This window comes from Methylobacterium goesingense (assembly GCF_022179225.1).
GTDB classification, from domain to species: Bacteria; Pseudomonadota; Alphaproteobacteria; order Rhizobiales; family Beijerinckiaceae; genus Methylobacterium; species Methylobacterium goesingense.
In genome coordinates, this window is sequence record NZ_BPQL01000224.1 from 1 (window position 1) to 16,590 (window position 16,590).

The 16,590-nt window shown below is 68.5% G+C and carries 15 protein-coding genes; 11 read left to right on the forward strand and 4 right to left on the reverse strand.

Annotation, left to right across the window (positions count from 1 at the left end):
- Positions 1-350: 350 nt before the first annotated feature.
- The 6 genes from rpmI to MFF30_RS25295 all read left to right on the forward strand — a co-directional run bounded on the left by rpmI (position 351) and on the right by MFF30_RS25295 (position 6,807).
- A complete protein-coding gene (gene rpmI, locus MFF30_RS25270; protein WP_018044555.1) occupies positions 351-554 on the forward strand; it encodes a 50S ribosomal protein L35 in 204 nt (67 codons plus the stop codon).
- A gap of 48 nt (positions 555-602) precedes the next feature.
- A complete protein-coding gene (rplT, locus tag MFF30_RS25275) occupies positions 603-974 on the forward strand; it encodes a 50S ribosomal protein L20 (RefSeq protein ID WP_055955353.1) in 372 nt (123 codons plus the stop codon).
- 255 nt (positions 975-1,229) lie between these two features.
- Entirely contained in the window at positions 1,230-2,312 is a 1,083-nt protein-coding gene (pheS, locus tag MFF30_RS25280; RefSeq protein WP_238282979.1) for a phenylalanine--tRNA ligase subunit alpha, read from the forward strand.
- 102 nt (positions 2,313-2,414) lie between these two features.
- Positions 2,415-4,838: a phenylalanine--tRNA ligase subunit beta gene (gene pheT, locus MFF30_RS25285; RefSeq protein ID WP_238282981.1), complete on the forward strand. Its 2,424-nt coding sequence runs from the start codon at positions 2,415-2,417 to the stop codon at positions 4,836-4,838.
- 15 nt (positions 4,839-4,853) lie between these two features.
- Positions 4,854-5,696, forward strand: coding sequence for a DUF1186 domain-containing protein (locus tag MFF30_RS25290; protein WP_238282982.1), 843 nt, complete (start codon positions 4,854-4,856; stop codon positions 5,694-5,696).
- Between the two features lie 343 nt (positions 5,697-6,039).
- Positions 6,040-6,807 carry a Bax inhibitor-1/YccA family protein gene (locus MFF30_RS25295; protein WP_238282983.1) on the forward strand — a complete coding sequence of 256 codons (768 nt, stop codon included), beginning with the start codon at positions 6,040-6,042 and terminating at the stop codon, positions 6,805-6,807.
- 114 nt (positions 6,808-6,921) lie between these two features.
- Here the strand turns inward: MFF30_RS25295 and MFF30_RS25300 are convergent, their stop codons facing one another.
- A complete protein-coding gene (locus MFF30_RS25300) occupies positions 6,922-7,296 on the reverse strand; it encodes a DUF2794 domain-containing protein (protein WP_238282984.1) in 375 nt (124 codons plus the stop codon).
- Positions 7,297-7,699: 403 nt separating this feature from the next.
- Between MFF30_RS25300 and bluB the strand changes: the two genes are divergently transcribed.
- The 3 genes from bluB to MFF30_RS25315 all read left to right on the forward strand — a co-directional run bounded on the left by bluB (position 7,700) and on the right by MFF30_RS25315 (position 10,035).
- A complete protein-coding gene (gene bluB, locus MFF30_RS25305) occupies positions 7,700-8,332 on the forward strand; it encodes a 5,6-dimethylbenzimidazole synthase (RefSeq protein WP_238282985.1) in 633 nt (210 codons plus the stop codon).
- A gap of 222 nt (positions 8,333-8,554) precedes the next feature.
- Entirely contained in the window at positions 8,555-9,055 is a 501-nt protein-coding gene (locus tag MFF30_RS25310; RefSeq protein ID WP_238282986.1) for a L,D-transpeptidase, read from the forward strand.
- Positions 9,056-9,549: 494 nt separating this feature from the next.
- The gene (locus MFF30_RS25315) at positions 9,550-10,035 is read left to right on the forward strand and encodes a PAS domain-containing protein (RefSeq protein WP_238282987.1); all 486 of its coding nucleotides are present in this window, start codon (positions 9,550-9,552) and stop codon (positions 10,033-10,035) included.
- A gap of 108 nt (positions 10,036-10,143) precedes the next feature.
- Here MFF30_RS25315 and MFF30_RS25320 read toward each other — a convergent pair whose 3' ends face one another.
- The 3 genes from MFF30_RS25320 to MFF30_RS25330 form a co-directional block, all read right to left on the reverse strand.
- On the reverse strand, positions 10,144-11,523 hold the full coding sequence (locus MFF30_RS25320) for a hypothetical protein (RefSeq protein ID WP_238282988.1): 1,380 nt from the start codon (positions 11,521-11,523) through the stop codon (positions 10,144-10,146).
- Between the two features lie 161 nt (positions 11,524-11,684).
- Complete coding sequence (locus MFF30_RS25325) at positions 11,685-13,265, reverse strand: lipid II flippase MurJ (RefSeq protein ID WP_238282989.1); 1,581 nt, start codon at positions 13,263-13,265, stop codon at positions 11,685-11,687.
- 5 nt (positions 13,266-13,270) lie between these two features.
- The gene (locus MFF30_RS25330; protein WP_238282990.1) at positions 13,271-14,224 is read right to left on the reverse strand and encodes a class I SAM-dependent methyltransferase; all 954 of its coding nucleotides are present in this window, start codon (positions 14,222-14,224) and stop codon (positions 13,271-13,273) included.
- Between the two features lie 518 nt (positions 14,225-14,742).
- Here MFF30_RS25330 and MFF30_RS25335 point away from each other — a divergent pair.
- Positions 14,743-16,044 carry a glycosyltransferase family 4 protein gene (locus tag MFF30_RS25335; RefSeq protein WP_306424606.1) on the forward strand — a complete coding sequence of 434 codons (1,302 nt, stop codon included), beginning with the start codon at positions 14,743-14,745 and terminating at the stop codon, positions 16,042-16,044.
- A 69-nt stretch (positions 16,045-16,113) separates the two neighbouring features.
- Positions 16,114-16,590 (forward strand): glycosyltransferase family protein (locus tag MFF30_RS25340; RefSeq protein WP_506289934.1); only part of this gene is annotated, 477 nt, incomplete at its 3' end.

Below are 16,590 nucleotides of genomic sequence, written 5' to 3' on the forward strand. Positions count from 1 at the left end.
CCGACTGAGCTACGCCCGCTTGACGTCCCGCCCCGTTTCCGGCGGTGTCGGGGGTGTAGGTTCAGTGCCCTGGGCTGTCAAGCAATCCCGAAGCGCATTCGGCCGGGAATTTCCGGGGCCCGCCTTCGCCCCGTTCCCGGCTGTAGACGTGGCCGGGGGAGTTGGCGGGAGAGTTGACGGGAGAGTTGGCATTGAACCCGCGTCTCTTTTCTGTCATACGCCCCCTCGCGTTGAACCGCCCGGCCGATCGGGCTGCCGTGGCGGTTCGTGCTGCTCCATCAGAAGCATCAACCGAGCGCATCTCTTCGATCCGAACCGGATCGGAGCCGCTGCGCGTTCAGGAGAGCCAAATGCCCAAGCTGAAAACCAAGTCGGGCGCGAAGAAGCGCTTCAAGATCACCGGCACCGGCAAGGTCATGTACGCCCAGGCCGGCAAGCGCCACGGGATGATCAAGCGGACGACGAAGCAGATCCGCAACCTGCGCGGCACCACCACCCTGTTCGAGGGCGATGCTGCCAACGTGAAGAAGTACTTCCTGCCCAACAGCCGGTAAGCCTTCACGACGCCGACACTGCTTTTTTCGTAATCCAGGAGAACTCCCATGGCCCGCGTCAAGCGCGGCGTGACCAGTCACGCGAAGCACAAGAAAGTCCTCAAGGCCGCCCGTGGTTATTACGGCCGCCGCAAGAATACGATCCGGATCGCCAAGCAGGCGGTCGAGAAGGGCATGCAGTATGCCTACCGCGATCGGAAGAACAAGAAGCGCACGTTCCGCGCCCTCTGGATCCAGCGCCTCAACGCCGCCGTGCGCGAGCATGGCCTGACCTATTCGCGCTTCATCAACGGTCTGTCGAAGTCCGGCATCGAGGTGGACCGCAAGGCTCTGTCCGAGCTCGCCATCCACGAGCCCGCCTCCTTCGCGGCGGTGGTCGAGTTGGCCAAGGCCGCCCTCCCGGCCGCCAAGGCCGCCTGAGTCGCGGACGGTCTGAGGCGAGCCGGGCTCGCCCCGGGCCGAGCGCAGATCTTCATCAAAGGCGCGGCGTCCCCCGGGGGCGCCGCGCCTTTGATGTTTTCCGGTTGCGAGCATTTTCAGGCGATCGGCCGGGCTTTTCCGGACGCGACCGCTTGCATTGCAAGGCGCGACCCGCAAAACCCCACGCGACATCCGAATGACCGAGCCCGGCCGATCCCTCCCGATCGCCGCCGCCGCAGCCGGTGAGTTGAACCGATGACCGATCTCGACACCCTCGAAGGCGATCTGCTGCGGCAGGTCGCGGACGCGTCCGACGAGGCCGCGCTGGAGGCCGTGCGCGTCGCGGCACTCGGCAAGAAGGGGTCGGTCTCCGAACTCCTGAAGACCCTCGGGGCGATGACGCCCGACGAGCGCAAGGCGCGCGGCCCCCTCATCAACGGCCTGCGCGACCGGGTGCAGGGTGCGCTGGCGACCCGGCGCGAGGCCCTGGCGGAGGCGGCGCTGGCCGCCCGCCTCGCGGCCGAGCGCATCGACGTGACCCTGCCGGTGCGGGAAGCCCCCGAGGCGCGCGGGCGCATCCACCCGATCAGCCAGGTCATGGACGAGATCACCGCGATCTTCGCCGATATGGGCTTCTCGGTGGCCGAAGGCCCCGACATCGAGACCGACGACTACAACTTCACCGCCCTCAACTTCCCGCCCGGCCACCCGGCCCGCGAGATGCACGACACCTTCTTCCTGGCTCCCGACCGCAACGGGCAGCGCAAGGTGCTGCGCACCCACACCTCGCCGGTGCAGATCCGGACCATGCGGACGCAGGCGCCGCCGATCCGAGTGATCTGCCCGGGCCGCACCTACCGGCACGATTCCGACCAGACCCACACGCCGATGTTCCATCAGGTCGAGGGGCTGGTCATCGACAAGGCCGCCAACATCGCCAACCTGAAATGGGTGCTGGAGGAGTTCTGCCGCAGCTTCTTCGAGGTCGAGACGGTGAAGATGCGCTTCCGGCCCTCGTTCTTCCCCTTCACCGAGCCCTCGGCGGAGGTCGACATCCAGTGTTCGCGCAAGGGCGGCGAGATCCGCTTCGGCGAGGGCACCGACTGGCTCGAGATCCTCGGTTGCGGCATGGTCCACCCCAACGTGCTGCGGAACTGTGGCCTCGATCCCGACAGCGTCCAGGGCTTCGCCTTCGGGGTGGGCATCGACCGCATCGCGATGCTGAAGTACGGCATGCCGGACCTGCGCCCGTTCTTCGAGGCGGATGTGCGCTGGCTCGACCATTACGGCTTCCGGCCCCTCGACATTCCGAGCCTGGTGGCCGGGCTGACGAGCTGACGCGCCGTCCAGGTCCGGTGGAACCGGGCCTCACCTCTCCATCCTGATGGGCGACGGATCCTCCCGCGCGGACGGGTCCCGGGTCGCCGAGGGACGCAAGCAATGAAGTTCACCCTCTCCTGGCTCAAGGACCACCTCGACGCCGAGGCCTCCCTGGACACCATCGCCGAGACGCTGACGCGGATCGGCCTGGAGGTCGAGGGCGTCGAGGACAAGGCCGCGCTCTTGAAGCCCTTCGTGGTCGCCCAGGTGCTGACCGCCGAGCAGCATCCGAACGCCCACCGCCTGCGCGTCTGCACGGTGGATGCCGGCGACGGCCGTCCCGTGCAGGTGGTGTGCGGGGCCCCCAACGCCCGGGCCGGGATGAAGACGGTGTTCGCCCCGCCCGGCACCTACGTGCCGGGTCTCGACAAGACCCTGGCGGTCGGCACCATCCGCGGCGTCGAGAGCCTCGGCATGCTGTGTTCGGGGGCCGAACTCGGCCTCGGCGAGGAGGCGAGCGGCATCCTCGATCTTCCGGAGGACGCGCCCACGGGCCAGCCCTACGCCCTCTACGCCCGGCTCGACGATCCCGTCATCGAGATCAACCTCACGCCGAACCGGCCCGACTGCACCGCGATCCACGGCATCGCGCGCGATCTCGCCGCCACCGGACTCGGCGGCCTCAAGCGCGAGCCACAGCCGCCGGTACGCGGGGAGGGCGCATGCCCCGTGACGGTCACCCTCGATTTCGAGGCCCACGATCGGGGTCTGTGCCCCTACTTCACCCTGCGCCTCGTGCGCGGCGTCAAGAACGGCCCGTCGCCGGACTGGATGCAGAGGCGCCTGCGCGCCATCGGCCTGCGCCCGATCAACGCGCTGGTCGACATCACCAATTACCTGACCTTCGACCGGGGCCGCCCCCTCCACGTCTTCGATGCCGCCAAGGTCCAGGGCGGCCTCGTGGTGCGCCGCGCCCAGGAGGGCGAGACCCTGAAGGCCCTCGACGGGCGGACCTACACGCTCACCGGCGACAGCGTGGTCATCGCGGATGCCAACGGGCCGGAATCCATCGGCGGCATCATCGGCGGCGAGGCCTCCGGCTGCGACGCGGACACCGTCGACGTGCTCATCGAATCGGCCCTCTGGGACCCCGTCAATATCGCCCAGTCCGGCCGGCGCCTCGGCATCATCACCGATGCGCGCTACCGCTTCGAGCGCGGCGTCGATCCGGCCTACACCCTTCCGGGCCTCGACCTCGCCACCCGCCTCGTCCTCGAGATCTGCGGCGGCACGCCGAGCGAGCCCGTGATCGTGGGCGAGCCCCCGGCCATCGAGCGCGTCATCGACTTCCCCTGGACCGAGACCCGCCGCCTCGCCGGCATCGAACTCTCCCGCGCCGAGATGAAGGTGACCCTGGAGGCGCTGGGCTTCCACGTGGCCGGCACGGGCGACCGCGTGAAGGTGCTCACCCCTTCCTGGCGCCCGGACGTGGAGGGTAAGGCCGACCTCGTCGAGGAGATCGTGCGCATCGCGGGCCTCGACCGGATCGAGCCTAAGCCCCTGCCGCGCATGGAGGCGGCCGTGGGCAAGCCGGTCCTCACCGTGATGCAGAAGCGCACCCGGCAGGCCAAACGCGCACTCGCCAGCCGTGGCCTCGTCGAGGCGGTGACCTGGTCGTTCATCCCGCACGACGACGCCGTGTTGTTCGGCGGCGGCGGCGCGGACCTGGCCCTCGCCAATCCCATCGCGGCCGACCTCTCCGACATGCGCCCGAGCCTCGTGCCGGGCCTGCTGCGCGCCGCCCAGCGCAACGCCGACAGGGGCAGCGCCGATGTCGCGCTGTTCGAGGTCGGCCAGTGCTTCGCCACCGACCAGCCCGAGGGACAGACCATCCGGGCGGCGGCGATCCGCCGGGGCAGCGCGACCCATGCGGGCGCCGGCCGCCACTGGGACGGGGGCGCCGGTGCGGTCGACGCCTTCGATGCCAAGGCCGACGCGCTGGCGCTTCTGGCGACCTTCGGGGTTCCGGCCGGCGGCCTGCAGGTCGTGGCCGGCGGTCCCGCCTGGCTGCATCCCGGCCGCTCGGGTACCCTGCAGTTCGGACCGAAGAACCCGGTCGGGTTCTTTGGCGAGGTGCACCCGCGCGTGATGAAGGCCCTCGACCTGAAGGGCCAGTTCGTCGCCTTCGAGATCACCCTCGACGCGGTGCCGCTCCCGAAATACCGTCCGACCAAGGTCAAGCCGGCCCTGCACCTGTCCGACTTCCAGCCGATCTCGCGCGACTTCGCCTTCGTGGTCGGTCGCGACGTCGCCGCCGGGGACGTGGTCAAGGCCGCCCAAGGGGCCGAGCGCAAGCTGATCACGGGGATCGACGTGTTCGACATCTACGAGGGTGTCGGCATTCCGGAGGGTTCGAAGTCGGTGGCGATCGCGGTGCGGCTCCAGCCCGTGGAGCGCACCCTGACCGATGCCGAGATCGAGGCGGTCACCGCCCGGATCGTGGCCGAGGTCGGCCGCAAGACCGGCGCGACCCTGCGCTCCTGACACGGAAAGCCACCGATGCTCGATCCGGCTCTCGTCTCCGCGCTCTCGGCGGCCAGGCACCTCCCGTTCTCCGAGATGCGCGTGGCCCTGGCGGAGCCCGACACGATCGCCGACGCGGTGCTCGATGCAATCGTGCGGGCCGCGGACGGCGCCGAACTCGAGGATCCTGACGCCAACCTGCTGTTCTGGGGCTTGCACGTGCTCGCCGGCGCCCGCGACACGCGGGTGTTCGAGCCCCTGGCGCGGCTGCTGCGCCTGGACGGGGAGATCCTCGACCTCCTGTTCGGCGACGCCCTGACGGAGACCATGACCAAGATCCTGGTCAGCGTCTTCGACGGCGACATCGCGCCGCTCGGCGCCCTGCTGGTCGACAGCACGAGCGACGGCGCGGTGCGCTTCGAGGGCTTCGCGGCCTTGACCTATCTGACAAAGACCGGGCGGGTTCCCCGCGAGCAGACGCGCGACCTGCTCGTGCGCTTCGACGAGAAGCGCGCCGCTGTCGAGGGCGACATTGCCTGGGCCGGCTGGGAGGAGGCCATCGCGCTCCTGGGCCTGCGCGAGCTGGAGCCCCGCGTCCAGGCGGCGCGCCGCGAGGAGCGCTTGAGCGACGAGTTCAGCGATCCGCCCTGGTTCGCCAAGACCCTGCGGCACGCGGAGGCGCGACCCGACGACCTGACACGCTTCGATGCCCACCGCTTCGGAATACTCGACGATCCCATCGCCGCCCTGGCCTGGACCGCCGAGGGCGTCGGGCAGCCCGTGCGCAACCCCATGAAGAATGTCGGCCGCAACGATCCGTGCCCCTGCGGCAGCGGCAAGAAGTTCAAGAAATGCTGCCTCGACAAGGTCGCTTCCTGACGCGGACCCGGGCCGTCGCCAAAGACGCGCGACGGCTTGGCCTCCCGGATTCCGCGTGGGCGAGTTGACCCCTCGGCGCCAGTGCCGGACCGGCACCGCGCCTTGGTTGATCGTGAACATTCTGTAATTATCGATGGGTCAGGGAGCGTTTTAATCCCTGTCGAAGCGAACAAAATACCAGCATAGCGGGGTGCGATTTGGCCCCTCCAGCCTTGGCCGCCCCCTTGTGCGGAACAGCGTGACCGAACATATTTCGGTGCGAGGCGTCGCATGGCGCCAGAGGTCGTGTGCGTGAGCCTCATTCCGAAATCACACGCTGAGAGAGCTTCCAAGGGAAACTCCCATGGCATTCGATAACAGCCCCTTCCGGTACGGCGCTCAGCCGACCGGGTACGCCGGCAGCCAGGTCGAGATCGACCAGGGCCTGCGCACCTTCATGCTGGGCGTCTACAACAACATGGTCATCGGCCTCGGGATCTCCGGTCTCGTGGCGCTGGGCCTGAACATGGCCGCCGTCGCCCAGACCGCGACGGGCCGCGTCGCGCTGACCCCCTTCGGCCAGCTCCTCTACACCAGCCCGCTCAAGTGGGTGATCATGCTGGCGCCGCTCGCCTTCATCTTCATCTTCTCGATGCGGATGGACCGGATGTCCGCCGCCTCGGCGCGCCTGACCTTCTTCGCCTTCGCGGCGGTGATGGGCGCTTCGATGTCCTCGCTCCTGCTCGTGTTCACGGGTGCGAGCGTCGTGCGGGTGTTCTTCATCACGGCGGCGACGTTCGGTGGCCTCAGCCTCTACGGCTACACCACCAAGCGCAGCCTGTCGGGCATGGGCTCGTTCCTGGTGATGGGCCTGATCGGTCTCATCATCGCCTCGCTGGTGAACATCTTCCTCGCCTCTTCGGCGCTTCAGTTCGCGATCTCGGTGATCGGCGTCCTGATCTTCGCGGGCCTCACCGCCTACGACACGCAGAAGCTCAAGGAGATGTTCCTCTACAGCGGCGCCGATGCCGAGGGCGCGGCCAAGCTTTCGGTGAACGGCGCCCTGACGCTGTACCTGGACTTCATCAACATGTTCCAGATGCTGCTCTCGCTCCTCGGCGATCGCCGCTAAGCGACCCGGTGACTGACCAAGAATGAAGAAGGCCCCGGCGGGACACCGCCGGGGCCTTTTCGCTGTCTGGCGTCGTAGGAACAGCGCGCCGCCCTCGGCGCGGGGCGTGCCCGGTCAAACGGCCCTCAAAGGCGGTTCCAGCACGGCGAGCACCCTGGCGAGGTCGGTACCGCGCTTCATCACCAGCCCCGAGGCGGCCACCACCGCATAGGCGCCCTGGCGCCGGGCGAGCTTCGGGTCCTTCTCGACGCGGTAGAGCGGCATCTCCGAGCTGCGGCGATAGATCGAGAACACCGCCTTGTCGCGCCGGAAATCGAGGGCGTAGTCGCGCCATTCGCCCTGGGAAACCATCCGTCCGTAGAGGTTGAAGAGGGTGCGCAGCTCGGCGCGGTCGAAGGCGATCTGCGGGGTCACCGGCGCTGCGGGGAAGGGGATGACCCGGGCGGGAGGCTCGGGCAATCGCGGGTCGGCACCGGTTCTCTCGGTCATCGTCGCTCCTGGTCCGAGTCTGGATCGTCATCATGGTGTCGCGCCAGAGCCCCCGCAAGGGTGCCGAATTAGTGTGCGGAGCGGAAACACATCATCACGATTTCGCCGCCATCAGGCCCCGCGCCGGCCTTGATGAAACGCGATCCCTGTGGCCGAAACTTCGTCGATCCCGTCTCCGGCGCGGCGTCCGATCTACCGGCTCCCCAGCTCTTCGGCCGGCGCCCGGTCAGGCGGGACCGACATTCCAGAGGTTTCGAGACCCAAGGACTTCAGGCCGCCTCCTCGGAGTGCGGCCCTTTTTTGTCCCTTTTTTTGTCCCTTTTTTTGTCCCTTGCCGGATGATCCGTCTCCGGCGAGAACCCCCCACGCAAGGCACGGGGCGGCTCCCCGCGGGAGACGGATCGTGGTCAGCTTCGACGCGGCTTTTCGTCAGACGCTCGCGGAGCTGTTCGCGTGGCGCCGCGACGTGCGCCGCTTCCGCCCCGATCCGGTGGACGAGTCCCTTTTGCGCGCCTGCCTCGACCTCGCCACGCTCAGCCCGTCCGTCGGCAACAGCCAGCCCTGGCGCTTCGTGCGGGTCTCCGATCCGGCTCGGCGGGCCCGCGTGATCGCGAGCTTCGAGCGCTGCAACGCGCAGGCGGCAGCCGGCTACGAGGCCGAGCGCCGGGAGGCCTATGTCCGTCTGAAGCTCGCCGGCCTGCGCGACGCGCCGATCCACCTCGCGGTGTTCTGCGACGAGGACACGGCGACCGGTCACGGCCTCGGCCGCGCCACCATGCCGGAGATGCTGCGCTACTCGGTCGTCACCGCGATCCAGACCTTCTGGCTCGCCGCTCGTGCGCAGGGGCTCGGCGTGGGTTGGGTCTCGATCCTGGAGCCTGACATGGTCTGCGAGACCCTCGCGGTGCCCTGTGCCTGGCACCTCGTGTCCTATCTCTGCGTCGGCTATCCGGTGGAAGAGCATGCCGATCCGGAGCTTGTCCGGCACGGGTGGCAGGCGCGCCTCGGGACCGGCATGCCGCTGATCGAGCGCTGATCGCCGCGGAAAGCGTCGATTCCCGCAGGGTCAACGAATTCTGAAAGCAACGGCGCGGCTTTGTTCTGAAAGACGCGCCATCGCTTTACCGCATCCGGCGATACACCCCGGATAACCTCAAGTCCCGGCTTCGCCTTACCGGAACGACAACCCCGCGCCGCGGATTATCGGCGGGTCGAACGGTCACGCTTACGGGGATGTCGGGTCATGGTGCGTCAGGGAATGGGATCTGTACTCGCGGCGGGCTTGATGCTCGGTCTCGGCGTCTCGGGAGGGTCGGCCGTGGCCCGCGAGGTCGTGGCCTTCCAGGACGGCGTCATGCCCGGCACCATCGTGGTGCGGACCTCGGAGCGCCGGCTCTATCTCGTGAACGGGGACGGCACCGCGATCCGATATCCCGTCGCGGTGGGCAAGCCCGGTAAGCAGTGGAGCGGCGCCACCCGGATCGACGGAAAGTACGTCGAGCCCGCATGGGCTCCGCCCCGCGAGGTCAAGCGCGACAACCCGCGCCTGCCCGCCGTGATCGCCGGCGGTTCGCCCTCCAACCCGATGGGTTCGGCCGCGCTGACCCTCGCGGGCGGCGAGTACGCCATCCACGGGACCAACCGCCCGAACTCCATCGGCACCTACGCGTCCTACGGCTGCATCCGCATGTACAATCAGGATGTGGTCGACCTCTATGAGCGCGTCTCGGTCGGCACTCAGGTCTACGTGACCCGCTGAAGGACGTTCCCGGCCGGGGCCCCGCGCATGCCGGCCCGGCACGGCAGGGGAGGGGCCCGCCAGGATCGGAATGGTCGTGCGACGGGACTGGAGCGGACGATTCGTCGTGCCGCGCCCGGCTCCATTGCGTCGGTCCGGGCGCTTTCCGCGCATGCCTGTGACGACCGGGGCTTTTTCGATCGACGCGGGCGTACCACGCCCCCGAGCGATGGCTCGCAAATCTCGTCCTTTTGTCGTGCGGCCTGATCGATTCAGATCATGTATATCCGCTGTGATTCTGAATAGAGACTTCTGCGAGGCATTTTTATAAATGTTCCTGGATGGAGGCGGTGGTAACATTTATTTGTTGGGCTGATGTTTTTTCGCGGCGTCGCCACATAATTCTTCTTTCGATTTCCGTAGGTGTTGCCGGGGATACGGATTAGATGTTGTCGATTGCGTCGGCGGTGCCCGCGCTGCGTGCGGCAGGATTGGTCGGCGTTTGGAATACGAACGTGGCGGCCGGCCGATCCATTCTCGACGAGGGCGCCGCCGCTCTTCTGGCGGGCAATGCCAGCCTCGCGGGCCAGCCGATCCCGATGGAGGTCGCGCTCTCCCGAACCCATCCCGATGATCGGCCCTGGGTCTTCGAGCGCATCCGCCGGGTCCGGCAGACGGGCGGTCCTTTCTCAGCCGAGTTCAGGGTCCTTACCGAGGGCGGGCAGGTCCGCTGGGTTCTCAACCGGGGCCTCCTCAAGGCGGACGGGCACGGTGCCATGCACGGACTGGGAGCCTACATCGACACGACGGACAGTCACGGGCATCCATTCCTCACAGCCCCGTCGCCGGATCAGGACGCCGACGATCGCCTCGCGCTCGCGGCCGATCGCTGCATCGAAGCCCACGCCGTGCTGAAGTCGGGCGGCCATACGGATCTGCGGCTCCGCGCGGAATCCCTGCTGATCGGTATCGGGCGGGCGCTCGCGAGGCGCCGGGACTGACGCGGTTGGCTCCGGCGCGTCGATGCCGGGCAGGCTTCCGGCCACGGGAACGCGTCGTCGAGGCCATCGGCACGCCGCGCGGTTCCGTCAGCCGGCGCGGCCCGGGCGTCAGGGAGCCTCCCGGCTCCGCAGTTCGATCAACAGCGGCGTTCCGTACAGCGTGAGAGCGACCGACCGGCCGGTGCCGCTGGCGATCGGGAGCGTGGTCGCGCGCGCAGCGAAATCCGCGACGCCGCCCCCGCCGGTCGGATCGTAGACGCGGTAGGTTTCTTCGGAGCCGAACGCGACGACGATCGCGTTGGCGGTCGGAGTGACGCTGACGCCGGCACCGGTGTCGATCATCGGTTCATTCCAGATGGCGACGATCGTACTCCCGTCGCTCTTCGGCATCACCAGCGCATGGCCGGCCGAGCCGGCATCCCGCAGGCCGGAGACCTTCAGTCCTGCGGCATCGTAGGCGGGGGTGAAAGCCTTCGTGTCGGCGCGGTTGCGTGGATCGCGCGCGCTGTTGCCGAGCGAGAGCAGGTCGGACAGATTGTGCAGGGCCACCGCCGCCGGCTTCGGCGTCGTCCAATCGCCGTAGTACAGCCCAAAATTATCTTCCGGGTCTCGGGTCGCCCGTCCCTTCGTGGAGGGCGGATTGTTGAACAGGTCGTAGATCATGTAGCGGTGGCCGCCCATCGCGTGATGATCCAGGATCTGCATCAGTTGGTAGCGCGCGCCGCTCCGGCCGTCCGCCGCATAGCCTCCATCGGCGTGTGAGGAGGCGCCCCCCTCCGACTGGACCAGGGGCCTGCCGGGGCTGATGCCGGCCTGCGCGAACCGGTACATGCGGGCAAAATTGTCGGGGTTCGGCGGCCAGCTCGGTACGCCCCCCGTCCCGCTCGGGCCCGCGTAATAGTGAAAGGTCCCGAAATCGACGTAGCGCGAAACGTCGAGGGCGCGGGACCAGTCGCCGGGGAAGAAGTAGAGGATCGTCGGGCTGAGGATCTCGACGCCCCGCAACGCATCCGCATTCTGGTGGCGGAAGTCCGACAGGCGCCGCGCCCAGTCGACGAAATTCGCGTTCGCCACCGGGTTGTCGGACGTACTGACCTGCCCCCCGGTCTTGTCCAAGGTGTCGTTGGGGCCCCGGCTGCCGCCGCCGTTGCCGCTGTTGACCTCATTCGGTCCCTCGATCGCGGCGAGGACCGAGCGGCCGTCGGGCCGCCTGATCGACAGGACGTCGTCGAGGATCCAGCGCTGCTGGGCGGTCCAGGTGTTCAGGGCTGCGCCGTTGCGGTAGCCGTTCAGGAGAAGCTGGAGCTTCAGGTTCGGTTCGGCGGCGCCTTGCCGGAGGAGGGCTTCCTGGAGCGCCCGGATCCCCGCGCTGGTGTTCCCGTCGAACTGCAGGCGAACCCAGCGCGTCCCGATGAAGGCGAGGGCGGCGGCGGTGCGCTCGGCGGCGTCCGGCGTGTTCGGAACGTTGACACCCCATCCGTTGCGCACGTCTCGAGCGTTCCTGACGGTCACGCCGGGGGACAGGGCACGCGTTTCCCCCCGATGCGCCGCCGGGGCGGCGGGTGCGCGTTCCTGCGCACGCACCGGTCCGGAGCGTGCGAGGTCGAGGGCGCAGCACGCGACAACAGCCAACAGGCGCCTGCGCCGGATCACGGCGCCCTGTTCCCCGAGGCTTCGTTCGGCAGCGTCCGGGCTTCCCAGGCGGCGGTCGCCGCGTCACCGGGCGCAGTGACGCGCGGTTCCGACTTCGTCCACCGCGAAAAGACCCGGTGCCTGAACCAGGCCATCTCGGGCACGCCGAACAGCAGCCAGGGGACCAGTACGAGGCCGTACAGGCCGGTTCCAGCAAGGAGCCTCATCAACGGCGTGTGGACGCCCGACTGGAGCAAGAGGCCGGTCGCCGCGAGGGCCAGGGTCACGGGCGCGGCCCGCGCGATCAAGCGGAGCAGCACGCCGGTGCATCCCAGCGCGTACGCGGTGCCGCCGAGGAGGACCAGCCCACGCATGGCCTCGCCGAGGCCGAGACCGAACAGGCCAAGCCACCGGTACATCGCGACGTTGACGATCATGTTGGCGGCATAGGCGCAGGCCAGGATCCGTGCCGCCGTCCCGTTGCGCTGATCGGCGTTCAGCATCCGCAGCAGGATCCAGCCCAGCGTCGTGGCCCACAGGCCGATGGCGATGCCCTGCATGGCCAGCGCGGTGGAGGCGATCGCCTCGGCCTTGAACGCGCCGCGCCCGAAGACCACCGCGGTGATGTCCGAAGCGAACGTGATCACGAACGCGGAGGCCGGCAGCGCAAGATGCAGGATGGGCGAGCACAGGGCGCGGACGCGCTCGCGCAGGTCGATGGCCTTCTCATGGCCCAGGACGACGTAACCAACCGGCTGGCTGACCGCGTAATACACCGTCTCGGTGATCGTCCGTGCGTAGTCGAGCGACGCCATCGTGCCGACCGCCAGGGCACTGGCCAGCATCCGCTCCAGGAGCGTGTTGCCCTGCTCCGCGAGCGGCTGGATCAGGAGCGGACGGCCGCGACGGAAGAACACGGCGACAGCCTCGAACCCGCTGCCGATCCGCACGGCGCGTGGTGAGATCTCTCCCTCCCGCCACAACATGGCGAGGCCGTAGAGAGCGACGAGGACCAGACCTGCGGTGAATGCCCACGCGATCGCGATGACCTCCCCGGTCCAGGACATCACCCCGATGCCGATCAGGACGGAGACGTTCTGAACGGAGGGCCGGATCGAGGTGATACGGCTCCGGCCCAGGGCGATCTCGACGCAGCCGAAATAGGCGATCAGGACCGAGGCCGGCATCGCCGGCGTCATGGCGCGCGTGAAGGCGGCCGTCATCGCCTTGGCCTCGGGGCTGAAGCCCCCGAGGAGGAGGTCGACATACACTTCCGCGTAGACCGCGATGAGAACGGCGAGCAGCGTCGCCGACGCCGTGAAGACCATGCACAGCGACGACGCCATCCGCACCGAGCGCCCCTCCCGCCTCCATTCCAGGAACAGCGGGACGAGCGTGCTCGGGATGAGGTCGCCCTGGAGGGGCGCGATCGGCAGCAGCACCGCCGTCATTGCCGCCCGGAAGCTGTCGGCGGCGGCGGTGGCACCGAGGTGCTTCGCGAACAGGATCTCCCGGACGAAGCCGAGCACCTTGCCCACGACCGCACCGAGCATGAGCTGGGCGGCGAACCTCAGGGTCGATCGCTGCTTGTCGGTCACGGCGCTCAACCGGCCCTGCGCAGATGCGCCCAGAGCGCGTGCGGAACGCCGCCCCCGCCCCGAGCCGCGCGGGCGACCGTCGCCGCCGCGCCCCACGCATCGGGGGATGTCGCCACGCCGAGCGCCTTGACCGCCTTGTTGACCCGCCCCCGGAACGGCCTGCTGCCGGCATAGACCGCCCGTGCCCAGGTTCCCCGGACGTGGGAGCGCTGGATGAACCGGTTGACGGCACCGTAGACGGCCTCGCCTGCCACCGTCGGCGCGGGCTCCAGTTCGCAGCCCTCGAGCGTCCAGCCGTACTTGTCGGCAAAGACCTGGAAACTCTTCGGGGTCCAGCGCGAGACATGGTTCGGGGGACAGTCGGGCAGCAGCCCGTTGTGCTCGTTGAACGCGATCCGGTCGCCGTTGGGCACCGCGACGAACAGGTGGGCATCCGGCTTGGCCAGCCGCGCCACGGCCTCCATCAGGCCGTCATACCCGTCGAGATGCTCGAGCACCTGGAACATGGTGATCGCGTCGAAACGCCGACCGCCGCCGTCCAGGCTCCTCACATCGGTGGGGCGGCATTCCACCCCGAGCCGCGCGATGGCTTCCCCGCCGGACACCGAGAATTCCGTCGCCATCAAGTTGCCGGGCTTCCAGCCCCGATCGATCAGCCGCGACAGGAAGTATCCCTTGCCGGCGCCGATATCGAGGAGGGAGGCCTCCGGCGAGAGCCGGTCGGACACCCGACGCAGCGTGTGCGCGTATTCCCACTTGTCGCGCGGGTAGGGGGTGTCCGGCGCTTCGAGTTGGTAGAACTCCGCCGTCCCGGCCACGAACGGATCGGCATAACCGAATGCGCAGGGGTCGCAGCGCACGACCCTGACCGTGTCGCTGCCCCACAGCCTGTGCAGGATCGCTTCCATCCGGTCGCAGCGCTCCTGGCCGAGAACACGGGACGTGAAGAACTCGGCCACCTCCTGCGCCGTGTAGCTGTTGATGATGCCGCTCGGCGGCCGGCCGCACAGGGGACAATTCGCTGGCAACACCCGTGCTCCTCATCGTATCGGCCGCCCCTTCGTGCCCGGATTGATTCCGAGGCTGGCCCGGGTTTTCGGATGGCCGGGATCCCGGGGTGGCCCGGGTTTTTTGATGGCCAGGTCCTCGGGGGGCAACGCTCCTGCGCAAGACCGATGCCCGGTCCGGTGGCCCGTTCCGGGATCGGGCGGCCCCGCGACGCGAGGGCAAGGCCGGAGGGCCGGCCGAAAGGCGGTTCCGAGTCCCGCCAGAAAGTCGGTTTCTATCGAAAAATCAGAGACTTACTTGCTTGGATCGTCGCGGCCTCCAGCGGCGGACGCGTGCCGGACGGCGTCCGCATCGTTCCTTGCGGTGATTTTCGAAAGGCCACGGGATTTGCAGGGCAGGCTCGAACGTGCGGCCGCCCGTCCCGAATCGGGGCGAATGCGGGCGCCGGGCAAGGACGGAGTGTCCAGGAATGACCACGCACCCCTCGGTGAGACCGCACGCCATCTCGAAGTGGGACGGTCCGCGATCCGCGCTCGCCCTCACCGCCGCCACGGCCAGCGCCGTCGGTCTGCCGTTCGAGATCGTGCAGGTCGTGCAGGAACTGAGCGCGGCGGGCGGGGCCGAGACCGTCGCCTTCGAATTGGCGCGGACCTTCGCCCGGATGGGAGCGCCGAACCGTGTGATCGCGACGCGCGTCGACGGGGCGGTGGATGCCGGAACCCGCGTGGAACGGGTCCTCCCCTGGCTCTCCGGCATCGTGACGCGCGGGGCCCTGCGCTATCTCGGCCGCGCCATCGTGGTGCCGGCCTTCACGCTCGCGGCCACCGTGGCCCTGCGGCGCCACCGGTCGGCCCTGGTCATCAGCCACGGGGACAGCCTCGCCGGGGACATCCTGGTCGTCCACGCGATCAACGCCGTGAACCTCCAGCAGAAGCGCCGGAACGGGGAGTGGCGCTGGCTCCTCAACCCCCTGCATCTCTGGGTGGCGTTGCGCGAGCGCTGGATGATCGGCGGATTGCGCTACGCCCGCTACGTCGCGATCTCGGAACGCGTCCGGCAGGACCTGCGGGCCTGTTACGGGGTGCCGGACGAACGGATCCGCAGAATTCCGAACGGCATCGACCTCGACCGTTTCCGGAACGACTTCGTCGCCGGCCCGGCGATCCGGGCGGAGTTCGGTATTCCGGCCGAGGCGCGGGTGCTGCTCTTCGTCGGTCACGAATTCGGCCGCAAGGGGCTCGCGCACGTGATCGGGGCGCTGTGCCGGCTTGGTCCGGACTACCGGCTCCTCGTCGTCGGGTCCGACAATCCCGCGCCTTACCGCGATTCCGCAGGGGCGCGGGCCGGCGACGTCATCTTCGCCGGCCCGCGCGCCGACATGCCGGCCTTCTACGCCGCCGCCGATGCCCTGGTCCTGCCGTCCAGCTACGAGACCTTCTCCCTCGTCTGCATGGAGGCGATGGCCTGCGGGGTCCCCATCCTCGCCACCGCCGTCGGTGGCATCGAGGAATACCTCGTCGAGGGCACCAACGGGTACTTCGTGAAGCCCGAAGCCGCCGACATCGCGGCGGCGGTCACGCGGGCGCTCTCCGACCCGGACCACGTTGCGGCGCTCCGGGCCGGTGCGCGCGCGACGGCCGAGGGCTACGCCTGGGACAGCATCGGCCGCCAGTATCTCGCCCTCGCCCGGGAAATCGTCATTGCGAGAACTGGCACCCCGCTGAGCACGCCGGCCGACGCGCCCGGACTTGTCCGGAAAAACGATGCGTAATCGCACCCCGGACAGCGATGCGAAATCATCGGCGAAACCTGATTATAATCATGAACAAGAGGTCGTCTGATGCGCGTGGCAATTGTTCATGACTGGCTCTACGTGGTCGGCGGAGCCGAACGGGTCTTGGGCGAACTCATCGTCTGCTACCCACAGGCGGACGTGTATTCGCTTTTCGACTTCTTGCCGGATGAGGGGCGGGCGCGCATAGGACTCGGAGAAACGCGGGTCAGCTTCCTCCAAAATCTGCCGTTCATCCGGAAAACCCACCAGATCTACTTGCCGCTGATGCCTCTGGCGATCGAGCAGTTCGACCTGTCCACGTACGATCTCGTGATCTCGTCGAGTTATGCCGTGGCGAAGGGCATCATCACGGGGCCGGAACAGGTTCACGTCGCCTACGTCCACAGCCCGATGCGCTATGCGTGGGACCTTCAGCACGTCTACCTCCGCGAAGGTGGCTATGCGACCGGGTTGAAGAGCGTCCTGGCGCGGGTGCTGCTCCACTACATGCGCCTTTGGGACGTGCGCACGGCCTCGGGGCCG